We start from the raw sequence: 23,959 nt of genomic DNA on the forward strand, positions 1-23,959 counted from the left end.
GCATTTACCGGTGGTGGTTTTTAACGTTTCTTATATAGCGTTCAAGGCGGAATCAATGAAGACTCTGAGTGCGAAACCAGAAACAGTAAAACGTGACTGGTACGTTGTAGACGCAGCCGGCAAGACGCTGGGTCGTCTGTCAACCGAAATCGCCCTTCGTCTGCGGGGCAAGCATAAGCCTGAGTATACCCCTCACGTGGACACTGGCGACTACATCATTGTTATCAATGCCAGCCAGGTGAAGGTTACCGGCAAAAAGGCATCGGCAAAGATGTATTACAGCCATACCGGCTTTCCGGGTGGAATCAAATCCATCAACTTCGAGAAGCTGGTTGACAAGGCTCCCGAGCAAATCATTCAGAAGGCCGTAAAAGGTATGCTTCCGAAGGGTCCGCTTGGTCGCGCCATGTTCAAGAAGCTGAAAGTGTACGCAGGCGCTGAGCATGCTCATGCCGCCCAGCAGCCCAAAGAACTCGACATCTAACGGAAGGCGAATATGTCTGTAGCACAAAATTACGGTACTGGTCGCCGCAAATCATCCACGGCTCGCGTCTTTATCAAGCCGGGTAGCGGTAACATCTCCATTAACGGTCGCACCATCGAAGATTTCTTCGGTCGTGAAACTCTTCGCATGATCGTTCGTCAGCCGCTGGTTGTTGCTGAGTCTGCTGATCGATTCGACATCACCATCACCGTAAAGGGCGGTGGTATCAGTGGCCAGGCTGGCGCAATTCGCCATGGTCTGACTCGTGCGCTGATGGAATACGACGAAACTCTGCGCCCTGCGCTGCGTAAAGCGGGTTACGTAACCCGTGACGCCCGTAAGGTTGAGCGTAAGAAGGTTGGTCTGCGCAAGGCGCGTAAGCGTCCGCAGTACTCCAAGCGTTAATCGGCGCCATTGCCGATGGAAAAACCCGATCCTATGGTCGGGTTTTTTTATGCCTTGAAGGTCGCCAGATTTTTGATCTGACGCAGGGATAGGCTCTCAGTTGAGCCTTTCCGGCTTGTAAGCGAGGGGTAATTTCATTACCATTTCAGCGCTTATATTTTTGGGTTGTGAAGTCCTTTTCGAAGCGCAGTGCCGGTTTTTCCGCGTCTGTGCCTCGCCTGATGGGAGAAAACCATAATGAGTAATGGCGACGTGAACCAAGGTCGACGCCGGTTTTTGATCGGTGCAACGTCCGTGGTGGGTGGTGTCGGCGTCGTCGGTGCAGCGGTCCCTTTCGTGGCGTCCTGGAATCCCAGTGCGAAAGCGGAAGCGGCCGGTGCTCCGGTAACCGTAACTGTCGACAAGATCGAACCTGGACAACAGATTACCGTCGAATGGCGGGGTAAGCCGGTGTGGATTATCCGGCGCACCGACGAGATGCTTGAGAACATTGAAAAGCTGTCTCCGCGAATGAAAGATCCTGAGTCCGAAGACCCTCAGCAACCGGCTTACATCACCGGCGCACAGCGGTCCATCAAGCCGGAGTTTATTGTCCTGGTGGGTATCTGCACGCACTTGGGGTGCGTGCCAAGCTATCGCCCGGAAGTGGCGCCGGCTGACTTGGGTAGTGAATGGTTGGGTGGTCTTTTCTGTCCGTGCCATGGCTCCCGATTCGACTTGTCCGGTCGTGTGTTCTCCAATCAGCCGGCTCCGCTGAACCTTGAGGTTCCGCCGTACCGGTTTGATGACGATGCGACCATGACCATTGGTCTTGATCCGGAGGCAGCGTAATGAACAAACTGCTTAATTGGGTAGACGAGCGTCTGCCGGTTGTCGATGCTTGGAACAAGCATGTAGGTAAGTATTACGCTCCGAAGAACTTCAATATGTGGTACTTCTTCGGTTCGCTTGCCATGCTGGTGTTGGTGAACCAGCTGGTCACCGGAATCTGGCTGACCATGAGCTATAATCCGTCTGCGGAAGGTGCGTTTGCTTCCGTTGAGTACATCATGCGTGATGTCGAGTGGGGCTGGCTGCTTCGTTATCTGCACTCCACCGGCGCGTCAGCGTTCTTTGTGGTGGTCTATCTGCACATGTTCCGTGGTCTGATGTACGGCTCGTACCAGAAGCCGCGTGAGCTGATCTGGATCTTCGGCATGCTGATCTACCTGGTGCTGATGGCAGAGGCATTCATGGGCTACCTGCTGCCCTGGGGTCAGATGTCTTACTGGGGTGCTCAGGTTATCGTTAACCTGTTCGGTGCAATTCCGGTAATTGGTGAAGACCTGTCTCTGTGGATTCGTGGTGACTACCTGATTTCCGGTATTACCCTGAACCGCTTCTTTGCCCTGCACGTGGTTGCATTGCCGATCGTACTGCTCGGTCTGGTGGTGCTGCACATTCTGGCGCTGCACGAAGTGGGTTCTAACAACCCTGACGGTATTGATATCAAGAAGAACAAGGACGAAAACGGTATTCCCAAAGACGGCATTCCGTTCCACCCGTACTACACCGTACATGACCTGTTGGGTGTGGCGGTCTTCTTCTTCATCTTCTTCATCGTTGTGTTTTACTTCCCGGAGATGGGCGGCCTGTTCCTGGAGAAGCCGAACTTCGAACCTGCGAACAGTCTGAAGACGCCGGCACACATCGCACCGGTATGGTACTTCACTCCGTTCTACGCAATGCTTCGTGCGGTAACCGTTGATCTCTTTGGTCTCGATGCCAAGTTCTGGGGTGTGGTTGTGATGGGTGCAGCAATTGCCATCCTGTTCGTGCTGCCATGGCTCGACAAGAGCCCGGTGCGGTCTATCCGCTACAAGGGCTGGATGAGTAAGGTTGCGCTGGCCATCTTTGTCGTCAGCTTTATCGTCCTGGGCTATCTGGGTATCGTTCCGGCCACCGAGGGTCGTACCATCGTCGCCCAGATTCTGACAGTGCTGTACTTCCTGTACTTCATTCTCATGCCGTTCTATACGCGCATGGAAAAAACCAAGCCAGTACCAGAGAGGGTGACAGGATAATGAGAAAGCTGATTTTTGGTCTTTTCATCGCAATCCTGCCGGCTCTCGGGCTGGCGGCTGCTCCCGGCGGTCCTCTCGACACCATGAAGCCGGATCACACCAACAAGGAATCACTGCAGCGGGGCGTGGCTCTGTTCACTAACTATTGCATGGGCTGTCACTCCATGGAGTACGCTCGTTACAAGCGGGTGTCTGACGACCTGGAGATTCCGGCCGAGCTTTACGAGGAGAACCTGATCTTCACCGGTGCCAAAATCGGTGAGTTGATGAAGATTTCCATGGGTAAGGACATGGCCGCAGGCTGGTTCGGTGCTCCGCCACCTGATCTGACTCTGGTTACCCGTGTGCGTGGTGAGTCCTGGGTATATTCCTACCTTCGTGGTTTCTACAAGGACGATTCCCGTCCGCTGGGGGTAAACAACGTGGTGTTCGACAACGTTGGTATGCCGCATGTGATGGTAGAAATGCAGGGACTGTGTGCTGTGGAGCCGCGCATTGGCGTTGGCGCTTCGGTAGAGCCGCTCAGTGGCAACATCAACAATGCCGATGTGTGCCCGGAGTATGCGATTGAAGGCAGCATGTCAGCAGCAGACTTCGACCGCGCCATGTGGGACTTGACCAACTTCATGTCCTACATGGGTGATCCTGTGAAGGTTGAGCGTGAGCGTCTGGGGATTTTCGTGCTGATCTTTGTGGCGATCTTCTTCATCTTTGCGTACCTGCTTAACCGCGAGTACTGGAAAGACGTGCACTAAGATTTAGGGTATAATCCTGGATCCTGAATTCCAGCGGGTCGGTAAGGTCCGCTGGAATTTTGCGTTTGTGGATTGTTTCGATTTTTAGAATCGTGAGGTAGCTATATGGGCGTTGTGACCAAGCGGTCATCAATGACGTTTTTCTCGGATCCGGCCAGTCATTACAGCCACCGTGTTCGCATTGTTCTGGCTGAAAAGGGCGTAACCGTTGATATCGTAGACGTGGATCCGGACAACCCGCCTGGAGAACTGGCGGATCTGAATCCGTATAACGCCCTGCCTACTCTGGTGGACCGGGATCTCGTGCTGTACGAGCCCAACATCATGATGGAGTATCTGGACGAGCGTTTCCCGCACCCGCCACTGTTGCCGGTATACCCGGTCGCGCGGGCCAACAGTCGCCTGATGATTCACCGTATTCAGAAGGACTGGTGCGGCCTGGTTGATCAGGTTCTGGCGCAGCCGACGGGCAAAGCGGCAGATGCGGCTCGTAAAGAGCTGAAAGAGAGTCTGCTGGCAACAGCGCCTCTGTTTGCGGAAATGCCGTTCTTCCTGTCAGAAGAGTTCACTATCGTGGATTGCTGCATCGCGCCAATTCTCTGGCGCCTGCCGGCGCTGGGCATTGATCTGAGTGACAAGCAGGCCAAGCCTATTCAGAAATACATGGACAGCATCTTTGCCCGGGAAGGTTTCAAGGCAAGCCTTTCAGACCTGGAAGAAGACATCCGAAGCTGATCGGCAAGCCCGCATGGCGGGGCAGGAGTGGTTGCAGTGCCTGATATGAGTGTCACTATGACGTCTAGCCGTCCATACCTGGTGCGATCCCTGAACGAGTGGATTCTGGATAACGACTGTACTCCCTACATCGTCGTCGATGCGGGTGTGCAGGGCGTTCAGGTGCCGACAGAGCACGTCGCCAACGGTCAGATTGTTTTGAATATCAGTCCCGGCGCCGTGCGGGGGCTGGTGATCGGCAATGGCGCGCTTGAGTTCAGTGCCCGCTTTGGCGGGGTGCCCATGCAGGTGTTTATCCCGTTGCAGGCCGTGATGGCTATCTACGCCAAGGAAAATGGTGAGGGGATGGTGTTCGGCAGTGAGCCGGGTTCACCGGACCCTGATGGCGGAGCGGATGGAGATGCGCCGGCTGACAGGCGATCCGATGAGCGCCCGAGTGGGCGACCAACCCTGAAAGTGGTGAAGTAAAAAAGCCGGCGAAAGCCGGCTTTTTCGTTATCCGCCAAACAGTTTGTGGTCAACCAGGTCGCACAGGGTGTTGATGATCAGCAGCATCAACGGGGTGGCTTCATGGGGTGCCAGATCATTCAGTGCAATTTCATGGTCTTCCGGGTGCATTAGCGAGGTGATGTCTGACTTTTCCCGGGCACTCAGAACGACCACCTGCATCTCCCGGTCGTGGGCGGCCTGGATCGCCTGGATGAGGTTGGCCTTGTGGCCGTCATCGACAATGACAAACAGAAGGTCACCGGGTTTGCCGATGGCACGAACCTGTCGGGAGAAGGTGTCGTTGAACCGGTTATCCCTGCATATGGCCGAATAGGTAGTGGCATCCGCACCGAGGTTGATGGCGGGCAGTGCCGGCCGGTCCTGCTCAAAGCGATTCAGCAGTGCCGTGCAGAAATACTGGGCCAGGATATTGGCGTTGCCATTGGCGCAGGCGATAAGTTTGCCGTCCTGCAGCAGAGTATTCACAAAGGCATCTGCCACGTCCTCGATATCCGGCCCAGCGGTGCTGGCGGCCTGGGCAGTCTGTTCCATGTGGTTGGCAAACCACTGGTTAATCTTTTGTGCGGTGTCGGTCATTGGTTCGGTTATTCTGCCTGGATTGCGTTTTTGATCCATTGTACCCGGTATTTGCGCACCGTACCCGGCATGATCGCGACGACGTCAATTCTCGAGGCGATGTTCCACAAGCCATGCCTGTGCAGGTAATAAGAGGCAGCCCGGAGCAGTCGTCGCTGCTTGCCATACGTTATGGAGCCTGCTGGATCGACCAGGCTGCCATCGCCGCGATAGCGAACCTCGAAGAACACCAGGGTATCGCCGTCCCGGCCAATCAGGTCAAGTTCTCCGCCCCGGTTGTAGACGTTCTGCTCCAGAATGGTAATACCGTTTTTCACCAGATAGCGGGCGGCCACCCCTTCGTAATGATTTCCAATGGCGCGTTTGCCTTCCATGGCTTATGTCCTCTACAGGCGCTGGCTATCAACTTGCTCAGTTTCACGAGCGCCTTCCCGGGAAGTAGCCTCGTTGAGTTCCGGGGCCAGTACCGGGCGCCCGTTCTGGAACTGTGCCCAAAGTTGATGGCGGTGGATGGCGCCGTCCGGGGACATGGTGAGGGTGCCGGTTTGACCATCAATGGCGGCGCCTTCCACCTGCCGCAGCAGCGGCAGCCGTTTGCTCAACTGCCAGGCGTCGGCCCCCATGGCAAACAGCCGGCCCAGTTGGCCGCGTGTGCCGCTGAGATTCTGCTCGGCCTGAGTGCGCATTGGGTTGTCCTCGGCCAGGACCCAGGGGATGTCGGTAAACGTCACCCGGTTCAGGTCGCGATCGCGCCCCGGGTCGGGGGTGCCCTCGTAGACAATGGACGGCGCATATACCGGCAGATCGCCAGAGAAGTAAAACGCAAACAGCGGATTGAACTGGCGTGCCACGTTGGGTTGCGCAACCAGTACAATGGCCTCGGCATCCTGTCGGCGACGGGGTTCGAACTCTACGTTCTGGCCAATGGTTCTTTCCACCTGGATAGCCCGCTGCCGGGATGTGGTGACCCCGAGCAGGTCGGCGGTAACTGACCGGAAGTTGTCCTCCGGGAAGAACCGTTCAATGTCGAGCGCGGAACCGTTGTGGGTAGCCATGCGTTGCAGCAATGCCTGTTCCACACGATCACCCCATTCGCCCCGGGGAATGAGCACCAGGATCTGGCGGAGCGACTGCGCTGCCAGCTGGTCGGCAATCTGCCGGGCTTCATCTTCGGCTGATAGGCCGAACTGGTAAAGCCCGTCGGGCACACGGCTGTCCGCCGGCAGGTAATTCAGCCCGAGCACTGGAACGGCAAGTGTGTTTCTCGCACTCAGGCCTGCAAGTGCGTCTTTCTCGAGGGGGCCAACAATCAGGTCAATGTTCTGGCCAGCCAGTTCTTCATACAGCGCCGTAAAAGGTTTGCTGGAGGTGTCGACGATGCGGATATCGGTTTTGCTGCGGTCCGCGCTGTCATCACTGAAATAGGCAGCGAGGAAGCCGTCCCGGATTGCGCGCCCGGCACTTGCCAGAGAGCCCTGCAGGGGAAGTGCCAGTACGATGCGTTCCGGCCGGCTGGTGGCCAGTTCCGACAGCAGGCGAAGGTCTGTGGGCAGGATCTGTGCCGCGGGGTGCCCTGGCCAGTTATTCTGCCAGGCCCTGATCAGACGCCCCTGTTCGTCAAGGCCGACATCGCGGGCGCGCAAGGTGGTGGCCAGCTCCAGCCAGCCCTGTTCTTCGAAGCCGATGGCTGTTTCTGAAGCTTCATTCAGCGCTTGCCCGGGGATTGTCCTGAGGTATTGCCAGATCTGGTCGTGGGTGTCCTGTGGGTCGCTTTGGGTGTCAGTCTGGCTGAGCAGCATCAGCGTGAGCGCGGCGGACAGCTGGTCATCATTGAAGGCGAATGTCTCGGCCTGCAGCTGCGCGGCTTTTGCCATGATGTCTGACGGGTAGCCGAGGAAGTGGTCTGGTGACAGATTGCCGACCAGTTCATTCGCCCAGTCGCTGTCTTGCAGTTCAACGGCGCTGGCCATGGACAGAAGTAATTTCTGGCCGGTTAGCTGGCTGTCGATAGTGTCCAGCTGCTGGTTGCGGAGAATCCGGCGCGCTGCCCTGTGGTTGCCCTGGTCTTGAAAGTTGCTGGCCATCCGCAGCAGGTAACGCTGTGCTGTTACGGGGTTTCGTTCGCTGGCAGCAAGCTCGAGTGCACGCTCTGGTGTGTCTGCAACCTGGCTGTCCAGGTTGACGGTGGCGCAACCCCCAGTCAGAAGGATGACCAGGGTGATCAGGGCAAAAAGTGTTCGATGGCTGCGGTATTTAGTCATAGCAGGCTCGGAGTCTCCGGATCATTAGGCTTGTGGTGCCGCTTTATTGGTGGCAAGTTTACCAGCTCCCGGCCCATTTCACATGACATGCCTGTCATGGGTGCCGGGTTGCACGGGAGTGACGCAGCTCCTGTCTTCTATCGGTGGGAGTATGTGTATGTCCGGTTCGGAAAATGTCCGGAAAGAGATGGATGGTGTTCTGTATGTGGTTGCAACGCCAATTGGTAATCTGGACGATCTCTCTGACAGGGCGCGTCAGACCTTGGCAAAAGTGGACCTGGTGGCTGCGGAGGATACCCGTCACTCCGGACGGTTGCTCCAGCATCTTGGGTTGAGCAAACAAATGTTGGCGCTGCATGACCACAATGAGCGTGCTCGGGTAGCAGGGATTCTGGATGCGCTGGCGGCGGGGCGGCAGGTAGCGTTGGTATCTGATGCTGGCACACCGCTGATCTCGGACCCGGGTTACTTGCTGGTTCGCGAGGTTCGCGCGGCGGGTTACCGGGTGTCGCCGGTGCCTGGCCCGTGTGCGCTGGTTGCCGCCTTGTCTGTGGCGGGGTTGCCGACCGACCGGTTTCTGTTCGCAGGCTTTTTGCCAGCCAAGCGCTCGGGCCGGCAGGCTGCGTTGACGGAATTGGCGCGGGAGCCAGCGACTTTGGTGTTCTATGAGTCGCCACATCGCATTATCGAATTTATGAAAGACCTGGCTGAGGTATTGGGGGCGGATCGGGAGTGTGTGTTGGGGCGAGAGCTGACCAAGACCTTTGAGACCTTCTACAGTGGTCGCGCGGATGAGGTGCTTGAACAGCTTGAGAGTGATCCTCATGGAGCCAGGGGCGAGTTTGTGGTGATGGTCCGTGGCGCGGCGCCGACACCCGCTGGAGAAGCCTCCGTTCTGGACACCGATAAACTGCTGGAGTTGTTGATCAAGGAGTTGCCGGTGAAGAAGGCGGCCCGGATTGCGGCGGAAGTCAGTGGTCTGGGTAAAAATGAGCTCTACCAGCGCGCGTTGGAGCTGAAAGATCATTAAGGCCTTGCATGGCGGCGGATGCGGGGGTATTGTCGGCACCGAGCTCGCCAGGCAGTCGCCGCCGGTTTCGATCGGGGGAGGAAAGTCCGGGCTCCGCAGGGTAAGGTGCCAGGTAACGCCTGGGCGGCGCGAGCCGACGGAAAGTGCAACAGAAAGTATACCGCCTAAGCGCCTTCGGGCGCCGGTAAGGGTGAAATGGTGCGGTAAGAGCGCACCGCGTGGCTGGCAACAGTCCACGGCGATGGTAAACCCCACCTGGAGCAAGACCAAATAGGAATCCAATGGCGTGGCCCGCGCTGGATTCGGGTAGGTTGCTTGAGGCCTGCGGTGACGCAGGTCCTAGATGAATGACTGTCCAAGACAGAACCCGGCTTATCGGCGAGCTCGCCATTTTCTCTTTTGATGTAATGCCTATCCTTCTCACAATTCGGCCTTTATAGCCAAAAAATCTTAAACCTCAGAAAGGCTCTTTAGAGTTTTCTGCAGGTGCTTGTTTTTTCTCCTTTTCTTTACGTCTTTTTAACGATTTTCTAAGTTTCCCCTTTGTAACCTCTTGTCATTAAAGGAACTTTCGCCTGTGTGGTGCCGAATGCGGCGCTTGCATTGTCTTTTGCGTGTTTCTATAGTGTGCGGAAGTGGGAAAAAGTGGTTTCAAGTGGTTTTTTGTGGAAATAGCAGCCTTGGATACGGCATAAATGAGCAACTTTCTTGGCAGTCATGCCATCAATATGGACGCGAAGGGTCGCCTGGCGATCCCGACAAAGGTGCGTGAGGAACTCGCGCAGCTTTGTGGTGGCCGTATTGTTCTGACCGCCAATGCCGATGAAGAGCGCTGTCTTTTGCTGTATCCAGAGCCGGAGTGGGAAACCCTCAGGCCCAAAATTGAAGCGCTGCCGAACATGAATAAAGCAGCACGGCGTTTACAGCGGCTGATTCTCGGTAATGCGGCGCCCATGGAGCTGGATTCCGCGGGCCGCATCCTGGTGCCGCCGACGCTGAGAAGCTACGCGCACCTGGAGAAAAAGTTGATGCTGATTGGCCAGGGCAAGAAGCTGGAGCTCTGGAGCGAGGAGCGCTGGTTTGCCTGGCTGGATGAGTCTTCTGGCGATGACGATATGCCGCCGGAAATGGAGGCGCTGTCGCTATGACCAAAACAGAGCAGGCGTCAGATCAACCTTTCCGGCATCGGTCGGTGCTTCTGGATGAGGCTGTCGATTATCTGATCAATGATCCAGCTGGTCGTTATGTGGACGCCACCTTCGGTCGGGGCGGTCACAGTCGTCTGATTCTGGGCCAGTTGGACGCTCAGGGCAGCTTGATGGGTATCGATAAAGACCCGGAAGCCATTCAGGTTGCCAAAGAACTGGCAGCACAAGATGGCCGGTTTTCCTGGTATCACGGCTCCTTTTCTGAGTTGAGTCGGGCTCTGGACAGTCAGCAGTGGCCGACGGTACAGGGCGTGTTGATGGATCTCGGGGTGTCGTCGCCACAGTTGGACGATGCCGCGCGCGGTTTTTCGTTTATGCGCAATGGTCCGCTGGACATGAGGATGAACCCTCAGGAGGGGCAAAGCGCTGCTCAATGGCTGGCAACCGCAGACGAGCGAGACATTGCGGATGTGATCTGGCGATACGGCGAAGAACGTTTTTCTCGCCGTATCGCGCGTCTGGTAGTTGCCCGCCGGCAGGAAGAGGCCATTGAAACAACCCGCCAGCTGGCGGAATTGGTGGCTGAGGCGGTGCCCAAGAAAGAAAAGCACAAACACCCGGCCACCAGAACGTTTCAGGCTATCCGCATCTTTATCAATCGGGAGCTGGAAGACCTGGAAGTCGGTTTGGTTGCTGCGGTCGAGCGCCTGGCGCCAGGCGGTCGCCTGGTGGTGATCAGCTTTCACTCGCTTGAAGATCGCCTGGTAAAGCGCTTCATGCGGGATTTGGCCCGTGGCCCGATGATACCCAAGGGTGTGCCAGTGACCGCTGACCAGGAGCGCTCCGAGTTTTGCCTGGTAGGTAAGGCCAGCAAGGCCAATGAGCAGGAAATTACCGAAAACGTCCGTGCCCGTAGTGCAGTCATGCGGGTACTGGAAAGACGAACCAACTAATCGAATTCGCAGGGGAGCGCGACGTTATGGGCGCGGTAGCCATCGAACAACCAACCAAGACCACCAAGCTCAGCAAGCAGCGGGTTCGTGACGGCGTGGCAACCGCCGTGCGCCTGTCCCGGCAGGTTTTCGACACCACGCGGGAGAGCCGGGTGGTGGTGACTCTGGCGTTGGTGGCGGTATTAACACTGTCTGCCATCGGTGTTGTTGTCAGTGCCCACGAAAACCGGGAGTTATTCAATACGTTGTCCGGGTTGCAGCAGCAACGTGATGCTTATCAGCGGGAATGGAGTCAGCTCTTGCTTGAGCAGAGTGCGCTGAGTGCTCATGGGCGCGTAGAACACCTGGCGGCAGAACGTTTCAATATGGTGGTGCCGGGGCGACAGGACATAGTTCTTGTGCCGCTGATGTCTCCGGTTGCGGCGAAATAACGATCATAACAAACACATCAGGGTGATCGATTTGTCCGGTCAGGGAAAGCAGGCAGCAAACTGGCAGCAGCGTTTGTCCGCGGGGTTGAAGGCCTGGCGCTTCGGCTCGGTGCTGGGCGTTTTTCTGCTCGTGATGCTGGGTATTGGCTGGCGTCTGGTCGATCTGCATGTGGTGGATAAGGAGTTTCTGCGCCAGCAGGGCGATGTCCGGACCATCCGGGTTGAGTCGATTGACGCTCATCGTGGCGTGGTTAGCGATCGCCATGGTGAGCCATTGGCGGTCAGCACCCCGGTTCAGACACTGTGGGCAAACCCCTCTGAAACTGATCCTGATGATCCCCGGTTGGCGGGTCTGGCTCGCCTGTTGGGTATGACCGAAGGTTCGCTGCGGGAGCGTTTGCGTACGTTTGCGGGTCGTGAATTCATCTATCTGCGCCGGAAAGTTCAGCCCAGCCTGGCGCGTGAAGCGCTGGATCTTGGGATCGGTGGCATCTATGCCCGGCAAGAATACCGTCGGTACTACCCTGCCGGAGAGGTGACTGCGCATGTGGTCGGTTTCACCAATATCGACGAACTGGGGCAGGAAGGGATTGAACTGGCCTATAACCAGTGGCTAACCGGCGAGCCCGGGCGCAAGCGGGTACTCAAGGACAATCGTGGGCGTGTCATCAAAGACCTGATGCTGATCCGGGATGCCCGCCCCGGCCGGGATCTTGAGCTCAGCCTGGACCTGAGGCTTCAGTACCTGGCCTACCGAGAACTCAAGGCAGTGGTAACTGCCCATAACGCCCGGGGCGGCACGCTGGTCATGCTGGACGTGGATACCGGTGAAGTTTTGGCAATGGTTAACCAGGGTTCATACAACCCCAATGACCGGGCCCAGTTATCCGCGGATAATCTGCGCAACAAAGCAATCACCGACTTGTTTGAGCCAGGCTCCACCATCAAGCCGATTACCATCGCGGCGGCACTGGAATCCGGCAAGTACCAGGTTAACAGCACCATAGACACCTCACCCGGCTTTCGCCGATTTGGTCGTTTTACCATCCGGGATGCGCGAAATTACGGAACCATGGACCTGACAGAAATGATCGTCAAATCCAGTAACGTGGGGGTCAGCCAGATTGCCACGGAGCTTGGGGGCGATGTGTTGAGGAATCTGTTCGCCAGGATGGGGTTGGGGCAGGCAACCGGTATCGGCTTCCCAGGGGAAGCCGTTGGTGTTTTACCGGCACCGCCAAGGTGGCGCCCGGTTGAAGAATCCACGCTGTCCTACGGTTACGGCATGAGCGTGAACGCCTTGCAGTTAGCCCAGGCCTATATGGTGATTGCTAATGGTGGCATCCGTTACCCGTTAAGCCTGATGAAGCAGGATGCTCCGCCCCAGGGGCAGCGGGTATTGAGTGAAGACGTGGCGTTTGCCGTGCGCGGTATGCTGAAAGAGGCCGTGGCGCGGGGAACGGGTGGTCGCGGCCAGCCGGGTCTCTATGCCGCCGGAGGCAAGACCGGCACGGTTCATCTCGTGGGCGCCCGGGGTTATGAAAAGAGCCAGTACAAAGCGATATTTGCGGGCATGGCGCCGATTGATGATCCGCGTATCGTGACGGTTGTGGCCGTGGATGCGCCTCAATCCGGAGAGTACTACGGTGGCGAAGTGGCGGCCCCGGTATTCGCCCGGGTGATGGGGGACGCACTGCGACTGCTGAATGTGAAGCCAGAACTGGAAGTCAGCGGGGCCAAAGCGCCCCGTCAGGCTCCCGGAGAGAGAGGGTAACACCATGTGCATCACATCTATCAGCAACTTGTTACAGGGTATTGTCGACGTGCCATCGGTGTTTGATGTCACGATTCATGGCCTGAAGACCGACAGCCGGGCGGTGACGCCGGGCGATGCGTTTATCGCACTGGCCGGGGCTCGAACGTCATCGGATCAATACGTTGATCAGGCGATAACGGCGGGTGCCACCGCGATACTTCTGGAGTCTGCAGAATCCAGGGAATGCCATGAACGCCATGGTGCGCTGGTGGTGCCAATCGTTGGGCTGCGGGCCCAGTTGGGGCGGCTTGCGGATCGATTTTTCGAGCATCCCTCCCGGCATTTGCGCCTGATCGGCGTGACCGGTACCAACGGGAAAACATCGGTTACCCAGTACATCGCACAACTTTTGAAAGCAACCGGCACCCCCTGTGGTGTGCTCGGTACGCTGGGGTATGGCATGCCGGGTAATCTTCAGCCCGCGACCCATACCACCCCGGACGTTGTCCAGGTCAACCGGGTGCTTAACCGGATTCGCACCGACGGCGGTCGTGCGGCGGTGATGGAAGTGTCATCCCACGCACTGGATCAGGGGCGGATTGACAAGCTGACCATGACCGGAGCGGTGTTCACCAACCTTACCCGCGATCACCTGGATTACCACGGCACCATGGAAGCTTATGGCGAGGCTAAGGCCAGACTGTTCCGCCGGGAAGAGCTGCATTTTTCCGTGATCAATTTTGACGACCCTTTCGGTCGGCAGCTGTATGAACAGCTCAATGGTCAGTGTGACCGGGTCCGTTACAGTTTGCATGAGGCCCAGACCGAGCTCTGGTTGAAAGATTTTGCGCCGACGACCACCGGCTTCCGGGCCCGCGTTGATGGCCAGTGGGGCGAGTTTGATTTGCAGGTGCCCTTGTTGGGCAGCTTTAACGCGAGCAACGTACTGGCGGCACTGGCCACGATCCTGACGCTGGGGGTGCCGGTTGACCGAGCGGTCGCCGCAACAGCAGGGCTGACCCCGCCACCGGGGCGGTTGGAGCGGTTTACCGGTGCCGATGGCAAGAACGTGGTCGTGGACTACGCCCACACGCCGGACGCCCTCGCCAATGCGTTGGCTGCCCTGCGCTCCCACGTCACCGGCCGGCTGATCTGCGTGTTCGGCTGTGGTGGTGACCGGGACCCCGGAAAGCGTCCGGAAATGGCCCGCGAGGCGGAGAAACAGGCAGATGTGATCATCGTCACCGATGACAACCCTCGATCTGAACACCCGGCGCGGATTGTCCGTGATATTGAGCAGGGTTTTTCAAAGGACGGGTGTTTCAAGGTTATTCATGACCGCGCTGAGGCGATAGCGGCAGCGGTGACCATGGCCGGGCCGGAAGACCTCGTACTGATCGCCGGGAAGGGACATGAAGCCTGGCAGGAGATTGCCGGGCAGAAGCTTCCGTTCAGTGATGCAGAGCAGGTTCGCCACCTATTGAAGCTGAATGGGGGTGTGGCATGATGCGCGCCTTTTCGCTGGCGGAGGCCCGCGACTGGTTGCAGGCAACCGTTGCCGGATCCGTTTCAGCGCTTGATGCGGTTCGGTTTGACGGCGTTTCCACCGACACCCGGTCTGTGGTGCCAGGGCAGCTGTTTGTGGCACTGCGAGGCGAGCGGTTTGATGGTCACGGATTTGTCCGGCAAGCCATGGAGCAGGGAGCGGTTGCGGCGGTTGTGGATACCGCCGACAGCTCCCTGGCGATCCCACAGCTGGTGGTCGCCGATACGGTGGATGCGCTGGCGCGGCTCGCGGCCGGAAATCGCGATGAAAGCAGTGCTCGCTTGTTGGCTGTGACCGGCAGCAGTGGCAAAACCACGGTTCGGGAAATGACGTCGGCGATTCTTGCGGGCATGGGGCCGACTCTGGCCACCGAAGGCAACCTGAATAATCACATCGGGGTGCCGCTGACCCTGTTCCGCCTGGCACCAGAGCACCGGTTTGGTGCTATTGAGTTGGGTGCCAGTGGCCTGGGAGAAATTGCCCACACGGTGGCGGTGGTTCGTCCCGAAGTGGCAATCCTGACCAACGCCGGCCAGGCACATCTGGAAGGCTTCGGCAGCTACCAGAACATTGTATTGGCCAAGGGTGAAATTATTGATGGCGTGCCCGCCGATGGCGTGGTTGTGCTGAATCGCGACGACCCCGCTTTTGACCAGTGGCGCGAGCGGGCGGGCCAGCGCCGGGTGCTGAGTGTTTCTCGCCTGGGTGCTGCGGATGCTGACTATCACGCAATTGCCAGCACTCCGATGGCAGAGGGGTTTGAAACTGAGGTTAGCGGCCCCGAAGGCTGGCGCTGCAACGTGCGCATTCCTTTGGCAGGGGAACACAACATCACCAATGGTCTGCTGGCCCTGGCGGCATGTCGTGCGTTGGGTGCCACGGACCAACAGATCGTGGACGGCCTCGCAGGGGTGCAGGCGGTGAAAGGGCGATTGCAGGTACTGAACCCCGCAGCCGATTTGACCGTGATTGATGACAGCTACAACGCCAACCCGGCGTCCATGATCGCTGCCCTGAATGTGCTGGCGGGTTACCCCGGTACTCGGGTGGCGGTATTGGGTGCCATGGCGGAGCTGGGTGCGGAGGCTGCCGAGTTGCACCGGCAGGTGGGTGCCCATGCCCAGGCCAAAGGCATTGAGCGCCTGTTGGCGGTAGGCCCGGGTGCAGAGGCATACGAGGCCGGTTTTGGTGCCGGCACTGAAATTTTCCAGAGTCATGAGCAGGCTGTGCCGGCCATCGTGGATGGCCGGCAGGGCGCTATAACAGTTCTGGTGAAAGGTTCTCGCAGTTCCGCCATGGATCGCGTGGTGGAGGGGATTCAGACAAAGGTGAAAAACACATGCTGCTCTGGCTGACAGAGATTCTATCGCAATACTTTTCCGCACTGACGGTGTTTCAGTACCTGACCCTGCGCGCCATTCTGGGCGTGCTCACAGCGCTGTTGATATCGCTGCTGATCGGGCCGGTGATGATTCGCAAGCTAAGCCAGTACCAGATTGGCCAGGCGGTGCGTGATGATGGTCCGCAGACCCATCTCAGCAAAGCCGGAACACCGACCATGGGCGGTGCGCTGATTCTGGTGGCGATTGCGATTTCCACCCTGTTGTGGGCGGATCTGAGCAACCGCTACGTCTGGGTGGTGCTGTCTGTCACGCTGCTGTTTGGTGCGATTGGCTGGGTTGATGATTACCGTAAAGTGGTTGAGCGTAATCCCCGTGGCCTGCCTGGGCGCTGGAAGTATTTCTGGCAATCGGTCATCGGCGCTGCCGCAGCTATTGTGCTTTACATGACGGCATCGCTGCCCCAAGAGACCTCGCTGTATCTGCCATTCCTGAAAAACGTATCACTGACCCTGGGGCCGGTGATGTTCATTCTTCTGACCTACTTTGTGATCGTTGGTAGCAGCAACGCCGTGAACCTGACCGACGGTCTGGATGGCCTGGCCATCATGCCGACGGTGATGGTGGCGAGTGCGCTGGCGATCTTTGCCTATGTGTCTGGTCATGCCCAGTTCGCCAACTATCTGCTGATTCCACACCTGCCGGGTGCCGGTGAGCTGATCGTGTTCTGCTGTGCGCTGGTCGGGGCGGGGCTTGGTTTCTTGTGGTTCAACACCTATCCGGCTCAGGTGTTCATGGGGGATGTAGGTGCACTTGCACTGGGCGCTGCCCTGGGCGTGGTGGCCGTGATTGTCCGCCAGGAGATCGTGCTGTTCATCATGGGCGGCGTGTTTGTGATGGAAACCATCTCGGTGATCCTGCAAGTGGCTTCGTTCCGGCTGACCGGGCGTCGCATCTTCCGCATGGCGCCGTTGCATCACCATTTTGAATTGAAAGGCTGGCCCGAACCGCGCGTTATTGTGCGTTTCTGGGTGGTCACTGTGGTTTTGGTACTGATTGGCCTCGCCAGTCTGAAAATCCGATAGGAAGTGGTTACAGCTATGAGTGTCATTGTTTCGGATCGTCGCACATTGGTAGTAGGGCTCGGTAAAACCGGGCTCTCCTGCGTGCGCTATTTGTCCGGAACGGGCCGCGACATTGCTGTGGCTGACAGCCGGGAAAACCCGCCCGGGCTGGAAGAACTGCGCGCGGGCTGGCCGGATATACCGGTCTATCTCGGAGCGTTTGATCCCTCGTTGTTTGCCGGTTTTAACGAACTGGTCGTCAGCCCGGGTATTGCCATTGCGGAGCCAGCCATTGCCGCTGCCGCCAAAAATGGCGCTCGAGTTCGCGGTGATATTGATGTGTTTGCCGACGCGGCAGATGCACCCATCATAGCCATCACGGGTTCCAACGGTAAGACAACGGTCACCACTCTGGTCGGGGAAATGGCCCGGGCGGCGGGGCGGAACGTCAAGGTTGGCGGCAATATCGGTACACCCGCCCTGGATCTCCTTGGTCAGGGCGCAGACCTGTATGTGCTGGAACTCTCGAGTTTTCAACTGGAAACCACCGAAGAGCTGAACGCCGAGGCCGCCACCGTGCTCAATGTCAGTGACGATCACATGGACCGTTACCCGGACAAAATGGCGTACTTTCAGGCAAAACAGCGGATTTACCGGGGCTGTAAGAACGCCATTGTGAATCTTGACGACGCCCTGAGCACTCCCATGGCGCGGGATAACCTGCGGTTTATCTGTTTTGGCTTTAATCGGGTGAACCCGGAGACCTTCAGCACCCGGGACGACGATCAGGGAACCTGGATAACCTTCGGGTTCGACAACCTGTTGCTGGCCAGCGAGCTCAAGCTGATGGGGCGGCACAACATCAGCAACGTGATGGCCGCATTGGCCCTTGGTCACGCAGCGGGCCTGCCAATGGAGACCATGCTTGGGGTGGCACGTGAGTTTACCGGCTTGCCCCATCGCTGTGAGTTTGTCCGGCATCTGGATGGCGTTGATTACATCAATGATTCCAAAGGCACCAACGTGGGTGCCACTGTTGCCGCGATCGAAAGCCTGACGCCCCAAGACGGCCAGGTAATCCTGATTGCCGGTGGCGATGGCAAAGGCGCTGACTTCAAACCCCTGGCGGAACCCGCAGCCAGATACTGCCGTGCGGTCGTATTGATGGGGCGTGATGCCGACACCATTGCCAGGTCGTTGGCCGACGGTGTTGACATCGTTAAGGCAGAGTCGCTGGCCGAGGCCGTCGAGCAAGCGCGCCGGCTGGCGCAGCCAGGCGACCGGGTGCTGTTGTCACCGGCCTGCGCCAGTTTTGACATGTTCCGGGATTATAACGATCGCGGAGACCAGTTCCGTGTGTTGGTGGAGGCCCAGTGATGCAAGTGGGTGCAGCCAGTTACCGGCCACAAGCCTGGTTAGGTGATCTCCAGCCCCTGCCAGTGCTGGTGGTGACATCCGTTGCGCTTCTGGTGCTGGGCGTGGTGATGATTTCGTCTGCCTCCATGGATATGGCAGCGGCCACCATGGGCAACAGTTATCACTACGTGATCCGGCAGGTGCTGTTTGCGGCGCTCGGTTGCCTCATGGCCCTGGTCGCCGTGAATGTGCCGGTGTCCTGGTGGGAGCGCAGCGGGTGGCTGCTGCTGGGTGTCGGCATGCTCGTCTTGGTGCTGGTGCTCACACCCATGGGGCGCACAGTCAACGGCTCAACCCGCTGGATTCCTCTGGGACTGTTCAATGTGCAGGTATCCGAGGTGGCCAAGCTTTGCCTGATCGCCTATCTGGCCGGATACGTGGTTCGGCGCCGGAATGAGTTGCTGAACACCTGGTCCGGGTTTCTGAAGCCCCTGGTGGTGTTGGGCCTGGCGTCGGTGCTGCTGGTTATTCAGCCAGACTTCGGCGCCACCGTGGTGCTGGTCACCGCCGCAGCGGGCATGATCTTCCTTAGCGGCGTTCGGCTAACCCGGTTTGCTCCGTTGATCGGCATCCTGGCGTTGCTGGGAACCGTTCTGGTGGTTACCCAGCCGTATCGTCTGAAGCGGGTGGTGAGCTATCTGGACCCCTGGAAAGACCAGTTTGATACCGGGTACCAGCTTACCCAGTCGCTGATTGCTTTCGGTCGGGGCGAATGGGCCGGTGTTGGCCTGGGCAATTCGATCCAGAAGCTGTTCTATCTGCCGGAGGCACATACCGACTTCATCTTCGCCATCATCGCCGAAGAGTTTGGTTTGTTGGGCTCGCTGATTGTGTTGGCATTGTTCACCGCACTGGTGGTGAGCGGGTTGGTGATCGCGCGGCGGGCGGAGAAAGCGGGTATGCCGTTTGGTGCGTGCTTCAGTTATGGCCTTACCCTGCTGATGGGTCTGCAGGCGGGTATCAATATGGCCGTCAGCACGGGATTGTTACCCACTAAGGGGCTGACGCTGCCCTTGGTGAGCTACGGCGGATCCAGCCTGATGATGACCTGCATTGGTATCGGCGTGTTGGCAAGGGTTGAAATTGAACGGCTTGATAAGGTGCGAATGAATTCAGAACAAACCAGAAAAAAAACGCGGGGAGGTGCTGTGTATGAGTAAGCCCCGTCGTTTTCTGATGATGGCTGGTGGCACCGGTGGCCACGTATTCCCCGCGCTGGCGACCGCCCGTGCGCTGCAGGACAGAGGCCACGAGGTGTTCTGGCTGGGCGCAAAGGGCGGTATGGAAGAGCGGCTGATTGGCGAGACGGATATTCCTCTGTCGCTGATTCATATTTCCGGGCTTCGTGGCAAAGGCAAACTGGCCCTGGTGCTGGCACCGATCCGCTTAATGCGTGCTCTGGGTGAGGCGTTCACCGTGCTGCGAAAGATCAAGCCGGATTGCGTTGTGGGCATGGGTGGCTTTGTGACTGGCCCGGGTGGCATCGCTGCCTTTCTGCAGCGTGTGCCCCTGGTGATCCATGAGCAGAATGCCATCGCGGGAATGACCAACCGTTGGCTGACTCGGGTTGCGGATACGGTGCTCGAAGCCTTTCCCGGGAGCTTTGGGGCGAACGTGGTAACCCGCTGCACCGGCAACCCGGTGCGCAAAGATGTCACCGAAATCGACGAGCCGGAGCGCCGCCTCAAGGGCCGGACCGGGCCGGTGCGTGTTCTGGTTGTGGGCGGCAGTTTGGGTGCCCGGGTTTTCAACCAGCAGGTACCAGCTGCACTGGCGTTGTTGCCGGAGGAACTGCGCCCGGAGGTTCGGCACCAGTGTGGTGAAAAAAATGCGCAGGAAGCCCGGGACGCCTATGAGGCTGTCGGTGTCTCGGCCAGTGTTGAACCGTTTATCCGGGACATGGCCGAAGCCTACGCCTGGGCAGATATTGTGGTGTGTCGGGCTGGAGCCCTGACGGTATCAGAACTCTGCGCCGCTGGCGTCGGGGCCGTGTTGGTCCCTTTCCCCCACGCGGTGGACGACCACCAGACCCGCAATGGCGAACACATGGTAAAAGCAGGGGCAGCCATTCTGATACCCCAGCAGATGATGACTCCGGATGTGCTGGCGGAGACCTTGAAAGATCTCGCAGGCGACCGGGAACGAATTTCGACAATGGCGACGGCCGCCCGCTCACTGGCCCGCCCTGATGCAACGGAGAGAGTCGTGAATTACTGTCTGGAGGCCGCCAATGGCTGAAGTAACCAATCCGCCGCTGGTCTATCAGGTGCCCGAAATGCGCCGTATTCGCCGTATCCATTTTGTTGGTATCGGCGGTGCGGGCATGAGTGGCATCGCAGAGGTGCTCAAGAACCAGGGTTACGACGTGTCCGGGTCGGACCTGAAAGAGAGTCCGGTTACCGGCCGCCTCCGCGCCATGGGCGTAGAAGTCCAGATCGGCCATCGGGCGGAGAACAGTGAGCAGGCAGACGTCGTGGTCGTCTCTTCTGCTGTCGCTGGCGACAACCCTGAGGTGACAGCCGCCCGCAGCCGCCGCGTGCCGATCGTACCGCGAGCAGAAATGCTGGCGGAAATCATGCGCTATCGCCATGGCATTGCCATCGCTGGCACCCACGGCAAGACCACCACCACCAGCCTGATTGCCTCGATTCTTGGGGAAGCGGGCCTGGACCCGACCTTTGTCATTGGCGGCAAGCTCAACAGTGCCGGTACCAATGCCCAGCTCGGTGGCTCCCGGTACCTGGTGGCAGAGGCTGACGAAAGCGATGCATCGTTCCTGCACCTGACCCCAGTGATTTCGGTGGTGACCAACATCGAAGCCGACCACATGGATACCTACGGCGGTGATGTTGAAAAACTGAAACAGACGTTCGTGGACTTTCTGCACAACCTGCCATTCTACGGCATTGCCGTGATGTGTGTGGATGACGCCTACGTGCAGGAAATCATTCCGAGGATATCCCGGGCCATCATTACCTACGGCATCGACAACCCGGATGCGGATTACCGGGCCGAGCAGATCAGTTCAGATGGTCTGAGAACCCATTTTGTTGTGCGCCGCCCAGGGAATCGCTCAGACCTGACGGTCGAGCTGAAAATGCCGGGCCGTCACAATGTTTTGAATGCTCTGGCTGCCATTGCCGTTGCCACCGATGAAGGGGTGGATGATCAGGCAATCTGTCGGGGCCTGGCGGGCTTTGCCGGTGTCGGCCGGCGCTTCCAGGTGTATGGCGAATACCGGATTCCGCAAGGGTCGGTAACGCTGGTGGACGATTACGGGCACCATCCCACTGAAGTGGAAGCGGTTATCCGTGCCGCACGCGATGCCTGGCCTGGCCGGCGCATTGTCATGCTGTACCAGCCCCATCGCTACACCCGTACCCGGGATTTGTACGAAGACTTTGTACGTGTGTTGTCGGAACTCGATGGCCTGTTATTGATGGATGTGTATTCAGCCGGCGAGCCGGCAATACCCGGTGCCGATGGCCGTGCCCTGTGCCGGAGTATCCGGCAGCGTGGCAAGGTTGAGCCGGTGTTCGTCGAGGAAAACCGGGAAATCGAAAACCTGTTGGAAAGTGCTCTGAAAGACGGCGACCTGCTGATTACCCAGGGTGCCGGCGATATTGGTGGCGTTGCTGCACGACTGGCTGCGGCGGGAGTGAGCAAGTGAGTGATTTGAGTCATACCAACGCACAGCCCTATCAGGCATCACCGGAACTGGTGAAAGCCTTCGGGCGCGTGGCGGTCTTCATGGGGGGCGATTCCGCAGAGCGGGCGGTGTCCCTGAAGAGTGGCCAGGCTGTGTTGTCGGCGTTGCAGTCGGCCGGCGTTGATGCCTTTGGTATTGACGTGCGTGGCTGCCTGCTGAAAACCGTCGAAGCTCCGGAGTACGACCGGGTGTTTATTGCCCTGCACGGCCGGGGCGGCGAGGACGGCACCCTGCAGGCGATTCTGGGGCAGGCGGGCATTCCCTACACCGGCAGCGAGGTTTTGGCCTCGGCCCTGGCCATGGACAAGTTACGTACCAAGTATGTATTCCAGGGCTGCGGTCTGCCAACGCCTGCATTCCGGGCCATGACCTCCGCCGCGGAGGCGGATGAGATTATCCGGAGCCTGGGCACACCGTTGAGTGTCAAGGCGGCCCACGAAGGTTCCAGTATCGGGATCTTCAAGGTTCACAATGTCGAAGAGCTGGCGGAGGCCTATCGAAAGGCAGCGGAAATCGATGATCTTGTGCTGGTGGAGCAGTGGATTGAGGGGCCGGAATTTACCGTCAGCCTGCTTCAGGACAAAGCTCTGCCGGCCATTGGCCTGAGTACAGACCATACCTTTTACGACTACGACGCCAAGTATCTGGCCGATGATACCCGGTACCGGATTCCGTGTGGCCTGGCCCCGGACGATGAAGTCCGGTTGCAGCACCTGGCGCTGGACGCCTTTCGGGTGCTCGGGTGCAGAACCTGGGGGCGGGTCGACATCATGCAGGATGCTGACGGCGAATTCTGGTTGCTGGAGGCGAACACTGTCCCTGGTATGACTGACCACAGCCTGGTGCCGATGGCCGCCAAGGCAGCAGGCATCAGCTTCGAAGAACTGGTCGTGCGGATTCTCAAGGACACGCTGCCGGAGGCGACGAATGCTTGAAACATTACTGATCCGGAGCCGGGCGGTACCGCCCGAGCCGCCCCGGCGACGGGGGGCAACCTCGGTCGGACCGGAGCGGGACCGGTTTGGTGTGTTGCGAGGGGTATTGTCGGCGGTGCCTTGGCTACAGGTGGGGCTGGGCGCGACCATTGTTCTGCTGGCGGCCATGGTGCCCTGGGCAACCGACCGGCTGCTTACTGCCATGGACCAGCAGATCATTGCGGTGGATGTGCGCGGAGACTTTGTTGGCGACAGCTCGGTGGCCGTGGAGCGTGCTGCCGGCGCCTGGATTGGCAAGAGTTACTTCGCCACCGATCTGGCGGAGGTGAAAGCCGAACTGGAACGTCGGCCGTGGGTAGCCTCGGCGGCGGTCAGGCGGGTTTGGCCAGGGCGGCTGGAGATCGACATCCGGGAGAAAAAGCCATTGGCGTATTGGACGGATGGCCGGCTGGTAAGCAGGTCAGGCGAGCTATTCCTGCCGCCAAACCCGGAAGTGGCGGGCAGATTGCCCAGGCTGGCGGGGCCGGATGAGCGGGTGCGAGAGGTGATTTCCATGGCCCGCACCATGAGTGACCAGTTGGCCGGTTACGGGCTCGGATTTGCTGGCTTGTCCCTGGAACAACGGGGCGCCTGGACACTCACGCTGTCAAACGGCATTGAGGTGGTTTTGGGGCGTGACAAGGTCGAGCAACGTTTTGAGCGTTTTATTACGGTTTATGAGAACCGCCTGGCTTCGCGAGTGGACGAAGTCAGTCGGGTTGATGCCCGCTACTCCAACGGCGTGGCGGTGCAGTGGAAGTCGGACGTGGCAACCGCCGCGCCGAAATCCTGATAACGATTAT

The 23,959-nt window shown here is 58.6% G+C and carries 24 protein-coding genes and 1 other RNA gene; 22 read left to right on the plus strand and 3 right to left on the minus strand.

All coding sequences use genetic code 11. The annotated features are described in order from the left end of the window. Nucleotides 1-55 precede the first annotated feature (55 nt). From rplM to ACNSOI_RS04065, 7 genes are all read left to right on the plus strand, one after another. Nucleotides 56-484: a 50S ribosomal protein L13 gene (gene rplM, locus ACNSOI_RS04035; RefSeq protein WP_022988664.1), complete on the plus strand. Its 429-nt coding sequence runs from the start codon at nt 56-58 to the stop codon at nt 482-484. Between the two features lie 12 nt (nt 485-496). Further along, on the plus strand, nt 497-889 hold the full coding sequence (gene rpsI, locus ACNSOI_RS04040; protein ID WP_058092410.1) for a 30S ribosomal protein S9: 393 nt from the start codon (nt 497-499) through the stop codon (nt 887-889). Nucleotides 890-1,126: 237 nt separating this feature from the next. After that, nucleotides 1,127-1,720: a ubiquinol-cytochrome c reductase iron-sulfur subunit gene (petA, locus tag ACNSOI_RS04045; RefSeq protein ID WP_058092411.1), complete on the plus strand. Its 594-nt coding sequence runs from the start codon at nt 1,127-1,129 to the stop codon at nt 1,718-1,720. Next, on the plus strand, nt 1,720-2,952 hold the full coding sequence (locus ACNSOI_RS04050; protein ID WP_058092412.1) for a cytochrome b: 1,233 nt from the start codon (nt 1,720-1,722) through the stop codon (nt 2,950-2,952). The genes petA and ACNSOI_RS04050 overlap by 1 nt, the downstream gene beginning before the upstream one ends. Next, nucleotides 2,952-3,707, plus strand: a complete 756-nt coding sequence (locus ACNSOI_RS04055) for a cytochrome c1 (RefSeq protein WP_072678072.1) — start codon at nt 2,952-2,954, stop codon at nt 3,705-3,707. The genes ACNSOI_RS04050 and ACNSOI_RS04055 overlap by 1 nt, the downstream gene beginning before the upstream one ends. A 105-nt stretch (nt 3,708-3,812) precedes the next feature. Continuing rightward, nucleotides 3,813-4,442 carry a glutathione S-transferase N-terminal domain-containing protein gene (locus ACNSOI_RS04060; protein WP_058092414.1) on the plus strand — a complete coding sequence of 210 codons (630 nt, stop codon included), beginning with the start codon at nt 3,813-3,815 and terminating at the stop codon, nt 4,440-4,442. 57 nt (nt 4,443-4,499) lie between these two features. Then, the gene (locus ACNSOI_RS04065; protein WP_228263750.1) at nt 4,500-4,910 is read left to right on the plus strand and encodes a ClpXP protease specificity-enhancing factor; all 411 of its coding nucleotides are present in this window, start codon (nt 4,500-4,502) and stop codon (nt 4,908-4,910) included. A gap of 27 nt (nt 4,911-4,937) precedes the next feature. Here ACNSOI_RS04065 and ACNSOI_RS04070 read toward each other — a convergent pair whose 3' ends face one another. Genes ACNSOI_RS04070 through ACNSOI_RS04080 form a run of 3 tightly spaced genes read right to left on the minus strand, consistent with a single transcriptional unit; the run spans nt 4,938 to nt 7,789 of the window. Next, entirely contained in the window at nt 4,938-5,528 is a 591-nt protein-coding gene (locus tag ACNSOI_RS04070; protein WP_058091019.1) for a D-sedoheptulose-7-phosphate isomerase, read from the minus strand. A gap of 8 nt (nt 5,529-5,536) precedes the next feature. Further along, nucleotides 5,537-5,902 (minus strand): YraN family protein, encoded by a 366-nt coding sequence (locus ACNSOI_RS04075; protein WP_152437361.1) that lies wholly within the window; start codon nt 5,900-5,902, stop codon nt 5,537-5,539. 12 nt (nt 5,903-5,914) lie between these two features. Then, on the minus strand, nt 5,915-7,789 hold the full coding sequence (locus ACNSOI_RS04080; protein WP_420195191.1) for a penicillin-binding protein activator: 1,875 nt from the start codon (nt 7,787-7,789) through the stop codon (nt 5,915-5,917). Nucleotides 7,790-7,940: 151 nt separating this feature from the next. Here ACNSOI_RS04080 and rsmI point away from each other — a divergent pair, with 151 nt between their 5' ends. From rsmI to ACNSOI_RS04155, 15 genes are all read left to right on the plus strand, one after another. Next, a complete protein-coding gene (gene rsmI / locus ACNSOI_RS04085) occupies nt 7,941-8,819 on the plus strand; it encodes a 16S rRNA (cytidine(1402)-2'-O)-methyltransferase (protein ID WP_061333006.1) in 879 nt (292 codons plus the stop codon). A gap of 39 nt (nt 8,820-8,858) precedes the next feature. Next, nucleotides 8,859-9,210, plus strand: an RNA gene (rnpB, locus tag ACNSOI_RS04090) — RNase P RNA component class A. A gap of 304 nt (nt 9,211-9,514) precedes the next feature. Beyond that, nucleotides 9,515-9,967 (plus strand): division/cell wall cluster transcriptional repressor MraZ, encoded by a 453-nt coding sequence (gene mraZ / locus ACNSOI_RS04095; protein ID WP_061333007.1) that lies wholly within the window; start codon nt 9,515-9,517, stop codon nt 9,965-9,967. Further along, nucleotides 9,964-10,920 (plus strand): 16S rRNA (cytosine(1402)-N(4))-methyltransferase RsmH, encoded by a 957-nt coding sequence (rsmH, locus tag ACNSOI_RS04100; RefSeq protein WP_420195192.1) that lies wholly within the window; start codon nt 9,964-9,966, stop codon nt 10,918-10,920. The genes mraZ and rsmH overlap by 4 nt, the downstream gene beginning before the upstream one ends. A 26-nt stretch (nt 10,921-10,946) precedes the next feature. Further along, nucleotides 10,947-11,351 carry a cell division protein FtsL gene (gene ftsL, locus ACNSOI_RS04105; protein WP_286921844.1) on the plus strand — a complete coding sequence of 135 codons (405 nt, stop codon included), beginning with the start codon at nt 10,947-10,949 and terminating at the stop codon, nt 11,349-11,351. A gap of 31 nt (nt 11,352-11,382) precedes the next feature. Further along, a complete protein-coding gene (locus tag ACNSOI_RS04110; protein ID WP_061333043.1) occupies nt 11,383-13,125 on the plus strand; it encodes a peptidoglycan D,D-transpeptidase FtsI family protein in 1,743 nt (580 codons plus the stop codon). Between the two features lie 4 nt (nt 13,126-13,129). Beyond that, nucleotides 13,130-14,614: a UDP-N-acetylmuramoyl-L-alanyl-D-glutamate--2,6-diaminopimelate ligase gene (locus ACNSOI_RS04115; protein WP_420195193.1), complete on the plus strand. Its 1,485-nt coding sequence runs from the start codon at nt 13,130-13,132 to the stop codon at nt 14,612-14,614. Next, complete coding sequence (locus tag ACNSOI_RS04120) at nt 14,611-16,008, plus strand: UDP-N-acetylmuramoyl-tripeptide--D-alanyl-D-alanine ligase (protein ID WP_420195194.1); 1,398 nt, start codon at nt 14,611-14,613, stop codon at nt 16,006-16,008. Before ACNSOI_RS04115 ends, ACNSOI_RS04120 begins: the two co-directional genes overlap by 4 nt. Beyond that, complete coding sequence (gene mraY / locus ACNSOI_RS04125; protein ID WP_058091011.1) at nt 15,993-17,078, plus strand: phospho-N-acetylmuramoyl-pentapeptide-transferase; 1,086 nt, start codon at nt 15,993-15,995, stop codon at nt 17,076-17,078. Before ACNSOI_RS04120 ends, mraY begins: the two co-directional genes overlap by 16 nt. A gap of 15 nt (nt 17,079-17,093) precedes the next feature. Next, nucleotides 17,094-18,434, plus strand: coding sequence for a UDP-N-acetylmuramoyl-L-alanine--D-glutamate ligase (gene murD / locus ACNSOI_RS04130; RefSeq protein ID WP_420195195.1), 1,341 nt, complete (start codon nt 17,094-17,096; stop codon nt 18,432-18,434). Further along, a complete protein-coding gene (gene ftsW / locus ACNSOI_RS04135) occupies nt 18,434-19,633 on the plus strand; it encodes a putative lipid II flippase FtsW (protein WP_058091009.1) in 1,200 nt (399 codons plus the stop codon). Before murD ends, ftsW begins: the two co-directional genes overlap by 1 nt. Then, entirely contained in the window at nt 19,626-20,711 is a 1,086-nt protein-coding gene (murG, locus tag ACNSOI_RS04140; RefSeq protein ID WP_420195196.1) for an undecaprenyldiphospho-muramoylpentapeptide beta-N-acetylglucosaminyltransferase, read from the plus strand. Before ftsW ends, murG begins: the two co-directional genes overlap by 8 nt. Beyond that, complete coding sequence (gene murC, locus ACNSOI_RS04145) at nt 20,704-22,143, plus strand: UDP-N-acetylmuramate--L-alanine ligase (RefSeq protein ID WP_058091007.1); 1,440 nt, start codon at nt 20,704-20,706, stop codon at nt 22,141-22,143. The genes murG and murC overlap by 8 nt, the downstream gene beginning before the upstream one ends. Continuing rightward, nucleotides 22,140-23,117, plus strand: a complete 978-nt coding sequence (locus ACNSOI_RS04150; protein WP_106693373.1) for a D-alanine--D-alanine ligase — start codon at nt 22,140-22,142, stop codon at nt 23,115-23,117. The genes murC and ACNSOI_RS04150 overlap by 4 nt, the downstream gene beginning before the upstream one ends. Continuing rightward, entirely contained in the window at nt 23,110-23,949 is an 840-nt protein-coding gene (locus ACNSOI_RS04155; RefSeq protein ID WP_106693375.1) for a cell division protein FtsQ/DivIB, read from the plus strand. The genes ACNSOI_RS04150 and ACNSOI_RS04155 overlap by 8 nt, the downstream gene beginning before the upstream one ends. Nucleotides 23,950-23,959 lie beyond the last annotated feature (10 nt).

The organism is Marinobacter sp. GH_1 (genome assembly GCF_048595985.1).
In the GTDB taxonomy this organism is placed as follows: Bacteria; Pseudomonadota; Gammaproteobacteria; order Pseudomonadales; family Oleiphilaceae; genus Marinobacter; species Marinobacter shengliensis.